A 17,668-nucleotide genomic window follows, 5' to 3' on the forward strand; every position below is an offset into this window, starting at 1 on the left:
AACCAGAAATAACTGGCTGATCTTATAATACGAACGGGGCAGGTTAGTTCCATAAAATCCTCTCTAATTATACCCATTTTTTGGTATAATTAGAGAGGGGAAATTAAAAGAAAGAGGTTGTCAAAATGACGAAAGAAGCTATTTTAAATTACGATGATTTATTAAATATGTTAGATAATTTTTTAAGAGAACCTAGAGAATTTTGGGAAGATTTTTATTCTAATCGTGATAAGGAAATACCTTTCTTTAAAATAAAAGGTCCCGATGAGAACTTAGTTGAGTATTTTGAGAATGGTCTAAAACCTGCTCGTGTATTAGAAATTGGTTGTGGGCCAGGTAGAAATGCTATTTATATGGCTCAAAAAGGTTGTAAAGTGGATGCTCTAGATATTTCACAGAATGCTATTGATTGGGCAATAGCAAGATCAAAAGAAGATGAAGTAGATATAAACTTTCATTGCCAATCATTATTCAGTTTTTTCTTTGAACCTAATTCATATGACTTTGTTTACGATTGTGGTTTACTTCATCATTTAGCACCTCATAGACGGTTAACATATTTAGAAGTAATTAAAAAAGCACTTAAACCAAATGGCTATTTTGGTTTAGTGTGTTTCAATACAGATGGTGCATTAGATACTTCTGATTGGGAAGTTTATAGAGCTGGTAGTTTAAAAAGAGGTATAGGTTATACAGAAAAGAGACTTAAAGAAGTATTCGCAAATGATTTTGAAATCATTAGTTTTAGGGGAATGAAAAAAATTACTCAACCAAGTGAATTTTTCGGAGAAGAATTTTTGTGGACAAGCTTAATGCAAATGAAATAGTTATTGAACTAACGGGTGCGTTAGCTGAAGATCGAGCTGTCTTAAAGACAGCTTTTTCTTATGGAACTATCGGGGCAGGTTAGTTGAATAAGAAAAAGGAATAATGAAAAGTAAAATAAGAAGTTGAGTAACATCACTAGAGGGGAGAAAGTAATATGGTTGATATAGATGACCGAACGGTGTTTGAAAATAACCGCATAGATTTTTGGGTTTGTGATTGTATAACAGAACCGGAGTATATGTATAGTGTTGACGGTGAATATGAAACAACTTTAATTGAATTCTGGAAAAACTACAATCGTTTTCCACTTAAGGTTATCCATAACTTTGTAAGGGAAATGGATGATTTAGATAACGATGATAAAGTGTATAGATACCAAATTGACGAGGTTCATTCGATAGATGAACTAAAACATATACTAGACGATGTTGGGTGGAAATTAACCTTGGAAGACTTTTTTATTACTAATTCGTCAAAGGAAATAAGATTTAAGAAAATTGATAGAGAAACATTAAAGGGTAAAATTCAGGCACAGTGCCCTCTATTCGAATTAGGTCCAGGCGATACTCTAACAGAAGTGATTATACACGGACATTCTTTTTTAGTTGGTACAAATGACTCTAATTTATCCACGAAAGAACAAGTCAAAAAAATTGTACTATCCTGAAAGCTATTCATAACTTTCGTTGTTGAACCAACGGGTGCGTTAGCTGAAGATCAGAGCTGTCTTTAAGGCAGCTTTTTCTTATGGAACTATCGGGGCGGTTAGTTCACCAAGCTTTAATTAAGAAATATTCCCATTTCAAACTTATTTAGAGCAAGGTTATTTCTTGCTTTTTTCTTTGTGTTTTAAAGTTTTTTTATTCAAAAGGGATATTTTTTTATTGAAAAATAATACTTTTAGTGTAAAATTACACTAAAAAGGAGTATTTAGTATATATGGAAAAAGAAGAATTCATCAATTTAATATCAGGAAAAATGAAACTTGTCCGAACAGAACAAGGTTTTTCTCAAGATAAGATGTCTGAAATTCTAGGAATTTCAAAAAAAACACTAGTTCAAATTGAAAAAAGAAGAACAGAAGCCAATTGGACCACCGTTGTTGCATTTTGTGCTTTGTTTAATCATAGCCAATTGTTGATATCGTCAATTGGTGACAATCCAGTTGATTTTGTTCAGTTAATTGCTAGCAAAAATGGTGGTACGCCTAAAGAAAAAACACTGGGTGGTAAGATATGGTGGAAAGAAATCGAGTATAGAGGGGATTTTCGTTTGCAACAAAATTTGATTAGTAACCATTACCGTATATTGGATCAATATGATTATCGTTGGCATAGTTCTTTTGATAAAGAAGAGAGTTTAAGTCGATTAAATGAATTACAGGAGGTGGGGACTATCGAGATAGACAAAGGTATAGGGATGGGGATATATGAAGAATAAGATTTTGCTGTTGATTTAAAATAAAGTTTGATAATTTGTAAAAAAATTCGATTAAAACCCAGTATTTGAAACATTTAACTTATAACTTAAATATTATTGTTGATTTTGAATTGGAGGTGGGATTGATGATAAAAGCTAATATTCTTATACTTGGAAGTATAATTTTGGCTACCATATTAGGAATATTTGGTCAGGGAATTTCTTATTTTATGAATGAAAATATTGCGAAAATATACCCTATATACTATTTAACTGGCTTAACAATGATAAGTGTTTTCTTGTATTTAGTAACTTATATATCTATTAAAAAGCAAAAAATTGTAAAAGATAAATTTGGTGTATATCCCCTTGCAATTTGTGCCATAGGTCTACCGACTTCTCTTTGGTCATTATTTGTTTTAGCTATGTGGTGGGGTTAATGAAGAATCAGCAGAAGTTTCCTCAAAACAAACAGATACATATAAACTTGTTACTAGAGAGGAACAAGATCGTAGAGAAGGTATGGTAGCTGAAGGAAAAGTGTTACCACAGTTATAACAGCAGAAGAGCAAAATATGGTAGAAAATAGTTCAGCTCGACAAGGGTTTGTTCCACAAGAAAATGGGACAGGTTTCTATTTCGTAAAAGAGAAAAAAATTAAGTTTAGTTGTTAAATTAACAGGTGCTTTACTTCAATAAGGAAGGTTGCTGAGGCAGCCTTTTTCTTATGGCACTAACGGGGCAGGTTAGTTAAAGAACAGTAACAGAAAAAGTAGGGTAAGTTGTAGGAGGTGCTAGTATTCGAGTTTTCTTATGTTTTTTTTATTTGTTTCTTTTAAGTGGCCTAGTAATGGGTTCAATGGAAAGTGTTTTTTTTACTGATATTTTTGGTAAGGCAGGTAAAGGTATTCCAACACTTTTTGCAATACCTTTACTTTATTTGATACGGGATTATTTTAAAGAGATAAAAGATCTGGATTTTGGAATGATGTTGTTTTTAAGTATTGCTTCATTAACAGGACTTGCAGTCATCTTTGTTGTTTAGAGATGTTAAAAGGTGATTTTAAAATTTTCTTCTTGAACTAACGGGTGCGTTAGTTCTATAAGGATCACTAAAAGGATCACTAAAAATAATCAAACTATTTAATAAAAACTGTATACTAAATCACGAGTTTTGGAACAAATAAAATGTGTGCTTTTTAATTTTGTTCAGCAATCGGACCAGATTGTACAATCAAACTAGATTTTTAGACGACGTATCCTTTATAAAAAAATTTAACAACTCATTTACACCCATCTAAAAAAGGACGGGGGTATGATGTTTGAAGTATTAAAATTAAATAACTTATTGTAATCTTGACATTTCCATATTGCGGGTACTACCAGCGAAGCTGTCACTACCCGCAATATAGGAAGTATGAATATGGGAGGGGAGTAATTTAGAAAATGTACCTCAACCGATAGATGAAGAATTCCCGATATAATTGAAACAGGGTCATAAATAATTCACAACATACCGCAAAGTGAATCCCCTGAATCTTTTAGGTTTTCCCTAAACATCCAGACAGATTATTTGATTTTATTTAAATATCTATAAATAGTGGCTTCGGATACGTCTAAATATTTGGCTACCTCGCTTACGCCGCCTTTAAGTAAAAAAGCTCCCCTTTCATTCAGTGTTTTGACCACTTCTATTTTTTCTTGCGGTGACATCCGTTCAGGTGGAATGTCATACTCTGCTAAAACCCCTTTAATAAGAGATAAAAGAAGTTCCTCAATATTTTCTTCAAAATTCTCAAAATGATGTGTATCAAAGGTAGGCTTTGATGACTCGACAGGATCATTTTGGGGTTTGTCAATCATGATGAATTGATCCAAAATGTTGCGAGCGTTTATAACATCGGAAATATCCATGTTAACACAAATCATGCCAATGATTTTGTTCGTTTCATCTTTAATAAAATAGCTCGAAGAACGAAGCGTCTTATTCTTTTTTGATCTACTTTTATAATTGCAGATATAATCTCGATCTTTATAACTTTCATCTTTTAATATTTTCAAAGCAAGATCCGTAATGGGACCATTAATCTTTCTTTCATTAACATGTCCATTCACTATTTCAATAATGGAATGATCAGGGTTGGTTACATCGTGTAAAACAACCTCACAATTTTCCCCCATTATGTTAGCAATAAAGTGCACCATAGGAATATACTGTTTCAGCTTTTCGACATTTGTCACTACCATCACTCATCGCACCTTCAATTTCCATTTGTCAATTTTAGTTTAACAAATATTATTTAAATTTCAACTTTTCTGATTTTTTTGTTGTTGTAATAATAATTATACATTATAATAAAAAAAAATCATCATGATAATTTTTTATTATAGGAGGCAATTACGATGAAAAACGCTATTTCAACGAACAATGCACCAGGTGCCATTGGACCTTATTCTCAAGCCGTAAAAATGGGAGACTTTCTTTTTGTTTCTGGACAACTTCCGATTAACCCAAGTACAAATGAAATGCCGGAATCCGTTGCAGAACAAACGAAGCAATCATTAGAAAATGTAAAAGCCATTCTAGAAGCTGCTGGAAGCGATTTACAACATGTCGTAAAAACAACTGTATTTTTAAAAGATATGAATACGTTTACGAAAATGAATGAAGTATATCAATCGTACTTTACTGAAAATTATCCGGCTAGAAGTGCAGTGGAGGTTGCTCGCTTACCAAAAGAGGCTTTAGTGGAAATCGAAGTCATTGCATGTGTACCAAATAATAAGTAGTACATTTAAATAATCCTATTAAAATATGATCGCGCAAGGGGGTGAAAAACCGTTCAATTTAACCGTTTATGTAAGCCTTTTCATTCTATTTTTCTTCTTAAAGGGGTCTCGCCAAGATTTCGGAAATTTTGTACGCTAAGCGAATTTCAGCAATGATTTTGCTATTTTTATGTACGTTAAGCCCTTCCCAAAAACGGTATCAGTCCAGATTATTGAAACTTTGTTTTGGTATTGAGTTTTGGGTCTGAAAACCAGCTATTTTCAAAGAAAAAGTAGCTTTGCTAGATCCAGCATCAAAATGAACGTTAGGGTGCTTCACTTTTATATCAAGGTTTGTAGCCTTAACGTACATTTTTTCCGAAATGTTGTCTGTACCTCTTAAAGCATCTATATTTAGGAGGGACATGCTATTGACTAATCAAAATAACAACAAAAAAAAATGGTTTACGCTTGCCGTATTAATTCTGGGTGGAGGAACGGTCTTTAAACTCCCTTGGTTAAAAGATGCTTTTTATATCCCTATGATGGATTATTTCCATTTGACACACACACAAATTGGTTTTACCCTGTCTGTTTACGCTTTTATCCAGACCTTTGGTTACCTCATATCTATGTATGTAGCAGATCGATTTTCCAAGAAAAAGTTGATGCCGGTTGCTTTAATTGGGATTGGAGGAACGGGATTTTACTTGACATCATTTCCAAGTTATTACGAAATATTAGTCATTTGGGGACTTTTCGCTTTATTTGCAGAAATTGCTTTTTGGCCCGTCTTGATCAAATCTGTAAGATTACTAGGGGATTCAAATGAACAGGGGAGAATGTTTGGATACCTAGAAGCAGGAAGAGGAATCGTAGATACTGTTATAGCGTTTGCTGCCCTTGGAATCTTTAAATGGTTAGGAGAAGGGGCGGCAGGTTTCAGAGGTGCCATCCTCTTCTTTTCGATCACCATGATTGTGATTGCTATTATTTTGTATTTCCTCCTTGAAGAGGATGAAATTAAAGAGGTAGATGAGCAAGGCGAAAAAGTTAACAAAAATAAGGTAGCATTAAAAGGTGCTTTAAAAGCGTTAAAAATGCCAGAAATATGGGTAGTTGCATTCACTATATTTTCAGTATATTCCGTTTATATTGGTTTGACGTACTTTGTTCCATTCTTAAAAGACATCTATGGAGTACCTGTTGCTTTAATAGGGGTATATGGGATCATTAACGCATACGGTTTAAAAATGTTAGGCGGACCTATAGGGGGATTCCTGGCTGACAAAAAGTTTAAATCTCCATCAAAATATTTGCGGGTGGCTTTTGCAGCATCTATCATTGGAATGATTATCTTTATTCTGTTGCCACATCAACATCTGAATGTTTATGTTGGCGTAACCTTTACACTCGCTTACGGTGCCATTATCTTTTCGCAAAGAGCGGTATTCTTTGCTCCTATTGAAGAAGTAGGAATCCCAAGAGAAATAAGTGGTGCCGCAGTTTCTATTGCCTGCTTAGTAGGATATGCTCCTTCCATGTTTGCCTTTACTCTATATGGAAGCATGTTAGATCGATCACCAGGAATGGAAGGATATCGACATGTCTTTTTGACCATGATTGCATTTGCAGTTATCGGTTTGCTTATTAGTAGCTATTTAGTAAAAATCGTAAACAAGAAAAAAGAACTCCAACAAAATCTGGAGGGCAACCAAATCAATGCTTAATTTTATATCAAAAGATAAATTGACATAAGGGAGTGTAAGACATGAAAATTGGATTAGAGACAGAAAGCTTTCACTTGCAGTTTATTACAGGTCGAATGGATATTTTCGGTTTTATCAGAAAAACAGCCGAATTGGGATTAGATGGAGTCATGATCAATATTGTTCCATGGCCAGAGTTACGAGGAATTGGTACATTAGAATCATTTGAACCGGAATACTTAGACAAGGTGAATAAAGAAATTCAAAAGTATGGATTTTTCGCTGAAATCGATACAAATGGAACCGATCCGAAACATCTAACTGAGGTCATTGAGGCCGCGCATAGAATTGGAGCGGATGTCATTCGTACGTATACCTGCATGGGAGAATATGATCCAGACAGATTGAGAAGAGCTCCTGAAGATATTAAACAAATTGTACCATTATTAAAGAAATATAGAATCAAGCTTGCAGTTGAAAATCACGAGGAAGAGTTAACGGATGAAGTGATTCAAATCATTAAGGAAGTCAACAGCCCTTGGGTTGGTGCTCATTGTGATTTCGGGAATGCAATGATGGCATGGGAGGACCCGGTTGAAGCTGTAAGAAAATTAGCACCATATGCCTTTACAACTCATTTTAAGGATCATATTATCGTCCATGATGGCGAAGATTACAGGGTATGTGGCGTACCTGCTGGGACTGGTAATATCGATTTGGAAGAATCTTTTAAAATATTGATTGAGAATTCAATGTTGACTAGAATCAACGTTGAAATGTGCTTCCCATATGCCATCCATTTTAAGAGAGAGCCTGGTACAGGCGGAGTCTTTGCAGTAGGCGAAGGAGCATTTAAGGTGGAACAACCTCCTTATGATTTAAATGTAATTAAACCATTGGATTACTATTATCCGCCAGCAGAACTTCTAGAACAAATGATTGAGGATCAAGAAAAAGGTGCAGAGCAATCGGTTAGATATGCACTTGCATTAAGGGATAAATACTGCCGTTAAATAAAAAATGGGGAGAGGTTCTTTCGGGAATAATCTCCCTATTTATTTTGCAGAAGGGTGCTTGAGTTTAACAATAGGTTTGCTACGCAACACTTTCTTATGGAACTAAAGGGGCAGGATAGTTTAAGAAGGATAAAATAATTTTCTAAAAGCCGTCTTAAAAAAAATAAGAACACGAATGTGTCCTTTTTACGGTTCTTTGTGTTCATATTTCACCAATTTGATTGGAGGGTAATCTTTCGGTAAGTCTTTCATCAATTGGCGACTAGGTTCAACTGCAAAATAAAGAGTATCTGTACCTAACACTTTTTCATCTGTTGTAGGTGACAATGACACTTTTAGCATATATGTGAATTTCTCACTAAAATCATTACCAAAATAGATAGATACCATTCCATAATCTGGGTCTTCACTTGACGGATTGAAGCCAGTTGGTTTTAATCCCTTGCTCTTATAATAACTTTGAAAAGCTTCCATTATTTCCTCTCGGTATAAATCAGTTATAAAATAGCTGAAGTATCTGTTATTTAAGCTATTTGCTTCGGGAAAATTAGGTATTTTATTTTCCTTATTATTGTTTGATGCAGCAACGTTAGTACTTATTGTGAAACTAGAAACTAAAAGCATAATCATAATAAATCGTTTTATTTTCATATAGGACCTCCCATTTTAAAGTTAATATGCCCTATGTAATTTATTTCAATTATAAGGCTTTTTTCTGTTAGCCGAAAATTGCCAACTGATGTGTTTTTTCTTAGTTAAGTAACAGTGGGAGCTTAGCAAGATTGTGAAGGTTTGTACTTAAACTAACGGGTGCTTTACTTCATTAGGGAGGGTTGCTGCGGCAATCCTTTTTCTTATGGAACTAACGGGGCAGTATAGTTCTATAAAAAGAGATGAATAAGCTATGATTTTTCCATAAAATTGAAAATAAATCAAGCTAATTACGTCATTAATATTAATCCTAAATTTGAAAGGAGTAATAATGAAAATACACTATGTTGTTTTAATATTATCCTTGGTTTTATTAATAGTGTGTTCTTCGAAGCAAAAGAATGACCATGTTGCGAAAGCAGAAGTATAAGATGTCATAAAGGAACAAAGTATTAAACCAAATTCTAGTTCTGAAATTATTTCATCTAACAACAATTCAAAACAAACACCAACATTCAAAGTATATGAAATAAGGGGGGGAAATCGAAAATTTGGTTTTTTCGATAAACCTTTGATAATGGATAAAGAAATTAAGTTGGAATGGCTTTTTTGGACAATTAATGACAAGCTTCCTTTAGGTGAGTTAGAGCTAAAAGCCGTTCAAGATGAAAGTGAAAAGAGTATAACAGCAAAAGGAGAGATAGTTAAGAAAGGGACACCTATAAAAGAATTGCCTAAAGATTATAACCCAAAGCCAGTTAGTATTAATAAAAGTATAGAAGAAGATACAGAAGAAGATATAAAAATTAATTTTTATTTCCCTGTATCTATAGCATCCACTTCAATTAAATTCAAAGAATCTGGTATTGCAGTTTGTTTAGAGCAACTTATGAAACAAGATTTATGACCTTGAAATACTACCCAAGTAAACTATAAAATCGTATTTATTCTTATATTTTGATAGTTTTATTAAGAAAAGAATCCTTTAAGCGCAAACACTACATTTTGTGGTCTCTCTGCCAATTGACGCATAAAATACCCAAACCAATCATTGCCGAAAGGAATATAAACACGCATTTTGTACCCTTCTTGAACCAAACTTAGTTGCATATCTGTTCTAAATCCATATAACTTTTGAAATTCAAATTGGTCACGTGGAAAATGATGATTTTGGGCAAAGTCTTTTACTCTAGCAATATATAATGCTCATGAGATGCAATGGCCGTATAACTTCCACTCAACAAATGTTCTTCAATGATCTTCATATAATTTTTATCTACCTCTTTTTTCTCTTAATAAGCAACTTCAGGAGATTCTTTATAAGCTCCTTTAACTAAACGAAGAGAAATTCCTTTTAAATCTTTCACGTCCTGCTCAGCACGGTATAAGTAGGCTTGAATCACTGTTCCTACATTATCATAGGTTTGGCGCAGTTCTCTCAGGATATCTAACGTGATTTGACAATGCGCATGATCTTTCATATCAATTCGGACAAAATTGTTGTGTTTGATGGCTGTCTCAAGAATTCGACGCATATTTCCAACGCAAAAATTCCGGTCAATATCCAACCCCAATTGGGTCATTTTAACAGATAAATTACTGATTACTCAGGCTTTGGCGATGGCTTCTAACGTTTTTACGTTATGTTCTGTTGCTTCTAGTGCTTCTTCTCTACTTGAAACGAATTCTCCTAAATGATCCATTGTACAAACTAAGCCTTTTTTATTTAATTCTTGAGCTTTTTTAACGGCACTCTCGGCCTTCCTGCCTTCGAGTCTGTTTCTGACAAGTTAAACCCACCAAACGGATGGTATCCAACGATTGCTCCTGTACAACAGCGATTGAGATAAAGATTCCCTACATTAAATTCTTCCTTTTTAGGATAATTAAATTTTTATGACTTAAAAGTTAATACTAGTTCCTACTTTATTTTTAATAGCTTTTTCGTAAAAATACTTCGCAACTATAATATCTACAACTGCTAGCCCTACAGATTTAAATAGAGTAATTTCATCGTTACTTTCTCTTCCATTTCGTTCTCCATTTACAATTTGCCCGAGCTCTCCATAGATATCACTTGCTTTAAAAACACCTTCTTTTATTGGAACTTGCAAATCACCAGTTTCTTCTAGAGCTGCTTCACTTGATTCAACTACTACTTTGTGAGCTGAAGAAACGGTATGAGACGGCAACTCTTGCATCGTAGGTCTGAATGAACCAACTGCATTCACATGAGCACCAGGTTTTAACGATTCAGAAAATACCGGTGTTGAAGAGTTTGTTGTCGTTACAATAATGTCAGCTTCACGTACTGCTTCATTTGAATCTGAATATACTTGTACACGTTTATCAAATTTATTTCTAATATACTCAGCAAATTCATGTGCCTTCTGTTCTGTTCTGTTATAAAGAAGAACCTCTTCAATGTCTCGAACAGCTAGTATAGCTTCAACTAGACCTTTTGCTTGTTCTCCTGTACCGATAATACATAACTTTTTTGAATCTTGACGGGATAAATATTTCGTTGCTACACCTGATAAAGCCCCCGTTCTAATCAATGTTAAAAAAGAGCCTTCCAAAAGAGCTAGTGGTTCTCCTGTTTCGAAGTCCGAAAGCATTACAACTCCAGTTATCGTTTTTTTACCTAATTTATGATTATTCGAAGCGACATTTACTATCTTTACCCCGACACTATCAAGCTCTTCAGCTACAGATGGCATGATTAAAGAAGTATTTTGTTCATTATTAAAAGGAAGAGCAGCACGGATAGGTGTGATAGTTCTTTCTGCTGAGAATTCCTTCAAGGCAACAGCAACGCATTCAATAACTTCATTCATGTTTACTAAACTTCTTTGTTCATCAGTATTAATAATTAACATATTCACTCATCCTAATCTATCTTAAAGTATGATATTGATCCCCGTCCCTTGCTTTGAGGTTAGCAGAATCACCTAATGCATGAATTTATTGAGGATTCCTTGATCAATCGAAAACAGTAATTGGTACTAAAACAATTCTTTGTTCATCAGGATATTTCTTCATCTCTTTCGGCTAATGTCATAGTCTCATATTCACCAGCTGATAAACTGGAATTTCTTTGATGAACGATCTGTGTTCCTGCTAAATCACCTGTAATATTGACAACTGTATTACCCATATCAACTAGTGGAGACACAGCAGCAATGATTGGTATTAATGTAAGAGGAAGACCTAATGTAGAAATTAATAGGGACGCAGCTACAACATCTGCTCCTTTTACTCCTGCGCAACCTATTGCAAGAACAACACCTAAAAAAGCAACTTGTAAAATCATATTTAACGTAATAGGAATACCATATAGGTTTGCTGCAAATACAGCTATAACGCCTAGAGTTGATGCTAATCCATTCATATTTATAGTAGCTCCGAGAGGAAGCGTGAAACCATAAATGGTCTCCGGTATTTTTAGCCCCTTTTTTGAAACCTCCATCGAAGCAGGAAGTGTCGCACTGCTTGATGTTGTACTACAGGCAACTAGCATAGCAGGGCTTATTTGCTTGTAAAAGAAGAGTGGGTTTGTTTTCCCTAGCCCTTTTAATAAAATTGGATAGATAAATAGAAGAATAATGATAAACCCTATAAAAGTTGATAAAACATATCTACCGACTTCGATAAGCATTTCCACTCCAAGAGTTCCGACAATGTTTGCGATTAAAGCCATAATTCCATAAGGAGCAAAGCCAATAATGATTTCAGCAAGTTTAATCATTAAATCTGCTCCTTCATGGACTAATTCTCGTATCTTTTTGACTTTGTCTCCAAGAAGAACCATTGTAACTCCAATAAATACAGCAAAGATAATAATTTGAAGCATATTTGTTTCTGACATAGACTGAAAAACATTTGACGGGAACCACTGAACGATATTATCTATAAAACTAAATTTTTCTTGCTCTACTGCCTCCCCATTATCAAGGAGGCCTTTCTCCCCTTTACCCGGATTAATCAGGAGTGCGGTAACAACGCCAGTAATTGTTGCAAGTAATGTGGAAAATACATAGAAAAGCAATATTTTTCCGCCAATGGACCCTAACATTTTAATATCTTTAAGCTTGGCAATACCCGAAGCAATACTTAAAAATGTCAGTGGAACGATGAGCATCTGTAACAAACGGATAAAAATATCACCAATTGGCTTTAAAAAGGCGACTTTGGGTCCAAAAGCAAAACCTAGAATAACTCCAACAATTACACCAATGAAAATCTTTAAGTATAGCTTTTGATTCTTCCACCATTTCATGCAAATCCCCCCGCCTTATACTCATTCCCCTTTATAAAAAAGTACCAATTACATATTTAAAATATCCTTTTAACGGAACATTACTTCAATAAAAATCCTTTATTTAAAGGATCCTTTGAATCAACAACAAATTGATGAAAGCCTGTGATATATGCATCTCCTGTAACTTTTGGAATAACGGCTTTATATTCTCCGACTTTTGTTAAAGAAAAAACTTGACCAATAAATTGCCCATCAGTTATACTCTCATGAACAAAATTTTCACCTTCCTTTAGTACGCCACGTTCATAAAGAGTAGCTACCCTTGCGGCAGTACCTGAACCGCACGGTGAACGATCAACCTGTTTATCAGCAAAAATTGTTACATTTCGTAAGGCAGCACTAGTGTTATTTGGTTCGTCAGAAAAAATGACCCCATAGATCCCTGAAATATCCTCGGACGGGTGCTTTACTTCCATCAGACTTTCAATGTAATGTTTAATTTTGTCACCGCATACTTGCAATTTCCAAAGATCTTCGGTGTTTACTTTTAGACCAACCTCCTTACTGTTAACAACAGCATAAAAAGCACCACCATATGAAATATCAACACTAAATTCATAACCATCAATTTTAACTGGAATATCTTTTCTGTATACAAAAGAAGGTACATTTTCAAAGGAGACCGATTCCACCTCATCTCCATTACATTTCGCATATGCTATTACTGGGCCACATGGACAATCTATTATAAATTTAGGATTTTCATCGTTAATCTCAATCATTCCTGTCTCAATTGCCATTGTGACTACCGCAATAACACCATGACCGCACATCGTACTCCAACCTTCATTATGCATAAACAAGACACCAAGATCTGCATTGGGACTTGCAGGTGGAGTAATAATGCAACCGTACATACCATCATGGCCCCTTGGCTCGTACATTAACACTTCTCGTACATGATCCAAATTTTCCATACAATATGCGCGTCTTTCTAGTTGTGTTTCTCCTTTAATTTCTGGTAGGCCTCCAGTAATAATACGCAACGGTTCTCCTGCCACATGAATATCAATGGTAGTAAATAGTTTGTTGAATTTCATAATTTCCCCTCCAAAATTCGTTTTAACTTTAATAATTAAGATTAAATATTAATTTTAAATTAATGAATTTTCCGGCAAAAAGATTTATTACTTTCACATAAGCACACCTCTTTCTCAGATGACTGGATGTTTCACTTTTATATAATGCAAATTCTATGCCAACTATAGAAAAGTTAATTTTATTACTATTCTCTTAAAACATTTACAATATTTGATACTTAGTGTATTTTTTATTAACAAAAATGTTTACATTATGTATATATATTAAACACTTTTGATTTATTAAATTTGCGAGGTGATTTTATGAATATTCCTGATGCTTTTGCTGTGCATACCTTAAACACATTGCTAGCAAATTTAGAAGAATCAATTTCTATTGTGAATAAAAGAGGAGAAATGGTTTATTGGAATGAAGTCGCAGAGGATACTTTTCATATTAAAAAAGAAGAGATTATTGGAAAACATGTAACGGATTTTTTTCGGGAAGAAGATGTTATGAACTTGAAAGTACTTAAGTCTAAACAACCCGTCAGAGAAATCTATCATCAACCCCTTCCGAATCACCATGTATTAATTAGCTCCATCCCTATCTTTGATGAACATAATCAACTTATTGGTTCGATGTCAGTGGAAAAAGATATCACAACTACCATTAGATTAAATGAAAAGTTATCAGCCACATCACAAGAGTTGCAACAATTAAAACAAAAAATCTCTGGCAATGATTTTAATGATCCATTTAACAAAATAAAGGGGACAAGCAAATCGCTTCATTTGATCATAAATGATGCGAAAAAAGCAGCAAGGTCAGATGCAACAGTGCTGATTACTGGTGAAAGTGGTGCTGGAAAAGAACTTTTTGCACAAGCGATCCACCAAGAAAGCTCGCGAAGCAAGAAAGCATTTATTCCTATTAATTGTGGTGCTATCCCGGAATCTTTGTTTGAAAGTGAACTATTTGGATATGAAGCAGGAGCGTATACTGGAGCCTCGACTAAAGGAAAACTCGGAAAAATGGAACTAGCTGAAGGAGGTACCTTATTTTTAGATGAGGTGGGAGAACTTCCATTGGATATGCAAGTTAAATTATTAAGAGCCTTACAAGAAAAAGAAATTTATCGAATAGGTGGACAAGCTCCAGTAAAAGTTAATGTAAGAATTATCGCAGCGACAAATCGTATTTTGGAGAATATGGTAGACGAGGGAACATTCAGATCCGATTTATTTTATCGCCTAAATGTATTCTCTGCTCGAGTTCCTCCTCTCCGAGAACGTATGGAGGATATTCCTATTCTATTTTATGATTTCTTGAAAGAATTTTCTTCCATATACAAAAAATCAATTCCTACCATTCATCAGGAAGCATTTAATCGGTTATATGAATACCATTGGCCAGGTAATATAAGAGAATTACGTAATCTCATTGAAAGAATGATCGTTCTTCACGAGGGTAGTGAAATTTTCGAACGAGACATTAATCAGCTATTGCCAAACGAAAAAATATTCTCAAAACCTTTTAATCCAATTACTCGTTCACTTATTGATGAAAAAGAAAACTTAGAAAGAGAACGTATTCTCCAAACTCTTGAAAAAACATATAGAAACAAAAGTATCACTGCAAAGGAATTAGGAATGTCTCGAGCTACTCTTTATAAAAAAATGAAGAAATATGGGATTAGTTATAGGAAATAAGGGGTTTTGGTGCAAAGAAACCTTGTTAAAGCTATCCTTTAAGTACCAATAAGAGTGATTATGTAAAAGAGATAGACAAAATAATGTGCTTTTCCTCTTGAACTACCATGAAAATAAGTTTCTTTAAGAATGAAAAATGACAATACTTAAGAAGACCCTGCCCAATCGTTTTAAAAAAAGAGGAGAGCGTTAATTAATTAGTCTATGGATTAGGGTTGACTGGATTAAGGTCAGTATCAGTATTGACACTTCCTAACCATTTTCATTCTTTGTGGTGAATCGCCGATTTTTGCGATTCATGGATGGCTAACGGGTGCGTTAGTTCTATAAGGGTCACTAAAAATAATCAAACTATTTTATAAAAACCGTATACTAAATCACTAGAAAAGAATCCATTTTGATCATTTTTTCCAAAAAGGATTCTTTTCATTTACGCTAATATGGGGGTTCAGGAGGACCTTTTGATCAACCCCTACAGTTGATTCTTTTACGTGCAAATTATCACCTAAAGTGACAACTGACCTTACTCCTCTTTCAATTTCTCCCAGCGCCCATCACTAGAGCTACAGCCGGAAACAATAGTTGCAGATGAGGGCGCAGGGGACAGAAGCGAGCTTAGGCTTATTTGGAGTATTTACGTGAAGAGATTCTCGAATTTACTGAGAAAAACTCCAATGATTCTTCTTTTAGATCCCAATTTTCACTAGAATTATTTAACCGGAATAGCTATTCCTAATTTTTCTATCTTTCGATATAAGGTTCTAACACTAAGCCCTAAATCTTTAGCTGCTTGCATCTTCCCTACATAATCATAACCATATTGAGCTAGCTTTTGCTTAATAACATCTTTTTCTGATTCCTTTAAAACAGCTTGTTCTCTTTGAATAGGTTGAATATTTGCATTTAAATCACATAAAAAATCAGGCAATGATGATGCAGTCAGTTCCATGCTCCTCTCCATATTCATGCTATATTCAATAACGTTTTCTAACTCGCGTATATTTCCAGGCCAATGATATTGTTTTAGTCTCTTCAAAAAGTCCTTATTGTACGTTTGAATGAATTTCCCGGTTCGCATTTGTAATTTGTCCATTAAGATTTCAAGTAAATCCTCTAAATCCTCTTTTCGTTCCCGTAATGGTGGTAAATGGAATGGAATAACATTGAGCCTATAATAAAGATCTGAACGGAACTGTTTAGAATCTATTAATTTATCTAACGGCTGATTCGTTGCTGCAATGATTCGTACATTGACTTTCTTCGAATGAGTTCCACCAATTCTGCGTACCATTCCATCTTGCAGCACTTTTAAAAGCTTTGGTTGCAGATGAATTGGAAGGTCTCCCATTTCGTCTAAAAAAAGAGTGCCTCTATCAGCCAACTCAAAAAATCCTGGCTTGCCTTTTTTTCTTGCCCCTGTAAACGCTCCTTCTTCATAACCAAACAATTCACTTTCAAATAATGTTTCAGGAATGCTAGAACAATTTATTTCAACAAAATCACCTTTTCGAAACATACTCTGCTCATGAATAAGCTTTGCTAATAAGCTTTTTCCTGTTCCCGTTTCCCCTGTTATAAAAATGGAAGAAGAACTATTTTTGATATTTTTAATATTTTCCTTTAATTTTTCCAACTTATAGCTACTACCAAGTATGTACTCTGTTTTTTCTTTTTTTGGCGGGAATATGCTCTCGAAATTATCTATGACTTGTAGAATCCCCACAATAATATCGCTTAATTGTGACATCCAATAGCTATACTCCTTTTGTCGATCTATCAGTTTCTCTTGACCATCTTGAGAAAAACTCACAAAAGATAGATAGCCGTAATGCTTGCCATGCCGCACTATGCTAAGCACAATTTCAGCTGTTGAAGGGCACTTTTTCTGAAAATGACAACCAAGACAAATACTCATATGGCCTGGTTTTTTTACAAAGTTATCGGGATACTCAAATTGTTTTTGAAAAAAAGGTAAATGAACACGATTTCCTTTTTTAAGCTTATACTCTTCTGTTGATACCGTTAATACACCATTCGGATCAAAGTAAGCGATTTCAATTTGTAAAAGGTCTGCAAAAGTTTGTATCGTTTTACTGACCACAGTGATTGAAGACAATAGAAAATCCTCCCTTTTATCAAAAATATAGTAGTTTACTAAAGTTCAAGTTATAAAAAGAGAAGTCGCCTGATAGCTACTTGTATTTTTACAAGTATAAGTAAATA

General features: G+C 34.3%; 16 protein-coding genes and 2 pseudogenes. 10 read left to right on the forward strand and 8 right to left on the reverse strand.

The window, feature by feature from the left end; genetic code table 11:
* Positions 1-125 precede the first annotated feature (125 nt).
* From QUF86_RS27020 to QUF86_RS27040, 5 genes are all read left to right on the forward strand, one after another.
* The gene (locus tag QUF86_RS27020) at positions 126-827 is read left to right on the forward strand and encodes a class I SAM-dependent methyltransferase (protein WP_289336336.1); all 702 of its coding nucleotides are present in this window, start codon (positions 126-128) and stop codon (positions 825-827) included.
* 155 nt (positions 828-982) lie between these two features.
* Positions 983-1,495 (forward strand): hypothetical protein, encoded by a 513-nt coding sequence (locus QUF86_RS27025; RefSeq protein WP_289336337.1) that lies wholly within the window; start codon positions 983-985, stop codon positions 1,493-1,495.
* A 272-nt stretch (positions 1,496-1,767) separates the two neighbouring features.
* Complete coding sequence (locus QUF86_RS27030) at positions 1,768-2,268, forward strand: helix-turn-helix domain-containing protein (protein WP_289318908.1); 501 nt, start codon at positions 1,768-1,770, stop codon at positions 2,266-2,268.
* Between the two features lie 125 nt (positions 2,269-2,393).
* A complete protein-coding gene (locus tag QUF86_RS27035) occupies positions 2,394-2,687 on the forward strand; it encodes a hypothetical protein (RefSeq protein ID WP_289318907.1) in 294 nt (97 codons plus the stop codon).
* A gap of 410 nt (positions 2,688-3,097) precedes the next feature.
* Positions 3,098-3,292 (forward strand): hypothetical protein, encoded by a 195-nt coding sequence (locus tag QUF86_RS27040; protein ID WP_289336338.1) that lies wholly within the window; start codon positions 3,098-3,100, stop codon positions 3,290-3,292.
* 524 nt (positions 3,293-3,816) lie between these two features.
* Here QUF86_RS27040 and QUF86_RS27045 read toward each other — a convergent pair.
* Positions 3,817-4,494 carry a helix-turn-helix transcriptional regulator gene (locus QUF86_RS27045; RefSeq protein ID WP_289336339.1) on the reverse strand — a complete coding sequence of 226 codons (678 nt, stop codon included), beginning with the start codon at positions 4,492-4,494 and terminating at the stop codon, positions 3,817-3,819.
* Positions 4,495-4,650: 156 nt separating this feature from the next.
* Between QUF86_RS27045 and QUF86_RS27050 the strand changes: the two genes are divergently transcribed.
* The 3 genes from QUF86_RS27050 (at position 4,651) to QUF86_RS27060 (ending at position 7,738) form a co-directional block, all read left to right on the forward strand.
* Positions 4,651-5,037, forward strand: coding sequence for a RidA family protein (locus tag QUF86_RS27050; RefSeq protein WP_289336340.1), 387 nt, complete (start codon positions 4,651-4,653; stop codon positions 5,035-5,037).
* A 410-nt stretch (positions 5,038-5,447) separates the two neighbouring features.
* Positions 5,448-6,746 carry an MFS transporter gene (locus tag QUF86_RS27055; protein ID WP_289336341.1) on the forward strand — a complete coding sequence of 433 codons (1,299 nt, stop codon included), beginning with the start codon at positions 5,448-5,450 and terminating at the stop codon, positions 6,744-6,746.
* Between the two features lie 41 nt (positions 6,747-6,787).
* The gene (locus tag QUF86_RS27060; protein ID WP_289336342.1) at positions 6,788-7,738 is read left to right on the forward strand and encodes a sugar phosphate isomerase/epimerase family protein; all 951 of its coding nucleotides are present in this window, start codon (positions 6,788-6,790) and stop codon (positions 7,736-7,738) included.
* Positions 7,739-7,927: 189 nt separating this feature from the next.
* Here QUF86_RS27060 and QUF86_RS27065 read toward each other — a convergent pair whose 3' ends face one another.
* Positions 7,928-8,392 carry a hypothetical protein gene (locus QUF86_RS27065; protein ID WP_289336343.1) on the reverse strand — a complete coding sequence of 155 codons (465 nt, stop codon included), beginning with the start codon at positions 8,390-8,392 and terminating at the stop codon, positions 7,928-7,930.
* Between the two features lie 577 nt (positions 8,393-8,969).
* Here QUF86_RS27065 and QUF86_RS27070 point away from each other — a divergent pair.
* A complete protein-coding gene (locus QUF86_RS27070; protein ID WP_289336344.1) occupies positions 8,970-9,299 on the forward strand; it encodes a hypothetical protein in 330 nt (109 codons plus the stop codon).
* Positions 9,300-9,361: 62 nt separating this feature from the next.
* Here the strand turns inward: QUF86_RS27070 and QUF86_RS27075 are convergent.
* The 5 genes and pseudogenes from QUF86_RS27075 to QUF86_RS27095 form a co-directional block, all read right to left on the reverse strand.
* Positions 9,362-10,149, reverse strand: a pseudogene (locus QUF86_RS27075) (proline dehydrogenase family protein); the annotation flags it as partial.
* Positions 10,119-10,268: pseudogene (locus tag QUF86_RS27080) on the reverse strand (hypothetical protein); the annotation flags it as partial. The pseudogenes QUF86_RS27075 and QUF86_RS27080, both read right to left, overlap by 31 nt.
* A 25-nt stretch (positions 10,269-10,293) precedes the next feature.
* Positions 10,294-11,271 (reverse strand): ornithine cyclodeaminase family protein, encoded by a 978-nt coding sequence (locus QUF86_RS27085; RefSeq protein ID WP_289336345.1) that lies wholly within the window; start codon positions 11,269-11,271, stop codon positions 10,294-10,296.
* Positions 11,272-11,417: 146 nt separating this feature from the next.
* A complete protein-coding gene (locus QUF86_RS27090) occupies positions 11,418-12,671 on the reverse strand; it encodes a dicarboxylate/amino acid:cation symporter (RefSeq protein WP_289336346.1) in 1,254 nt (417 codons plus the stop codon).
* 80 nt (positions 12,672-12,751) lie between these two features.
* Positions 12,752-13,753: a proline racemase family protein gene (locus QUF86_RS27095; protein ID WP_289336347.1), complete on the reverse strand. Its 1,002-nt coding sequence runs from the start codon at positions 13,751-13,753 to the stop codon at positions 12,752-12,754.
* A gap of 303 nt (positions 13,754-14,056) precedes the next feature.
* Here QUF86_RS27095 and QUF86_RS27100 point away from each other — a divergent pair, with 303 nt between their 5' ends.
* Positions 14,057-15,445, forward strand: coding sequence for a sigma-54 interaction domain-containing protein (locus QUF86_RS27100; RefSeq protein ID WP_289336348.1), 1,389 nt, complete (start codon positions 14,057-14,059; stop codon positions 15,443-15,445).
* A gap of 709 nt (positions 15,446-16,154) precedes the next feature.
* Here QUF86_RS27100 and QUF86_RS27105 read toward each other — a convergent pair.
* The gene (locus QUF86_RS27105) at positions 16,155-17,561 is read right to left on the reverse strand and encodes a sigma-54 interaction domain-containing protein (protein ID WP_289336349.1); all 1,407 of its coding nucleotides are present in this window, start codon (positions 17,559-17,561) and stop codon (positions 16,155-16,157) included.
* Positions 17,562-17,668: the final 107 nt, after the last annotated feature.

This window comes from Peribacillus sp. NJ11, assembly GCF_030348405.1.
In the GTDB taxonomy this organism is placed as follows: domain Bacteria; phylum Bacillota; class Bacilli; order Bacillales; family DSM-1321; genus Peribacillus.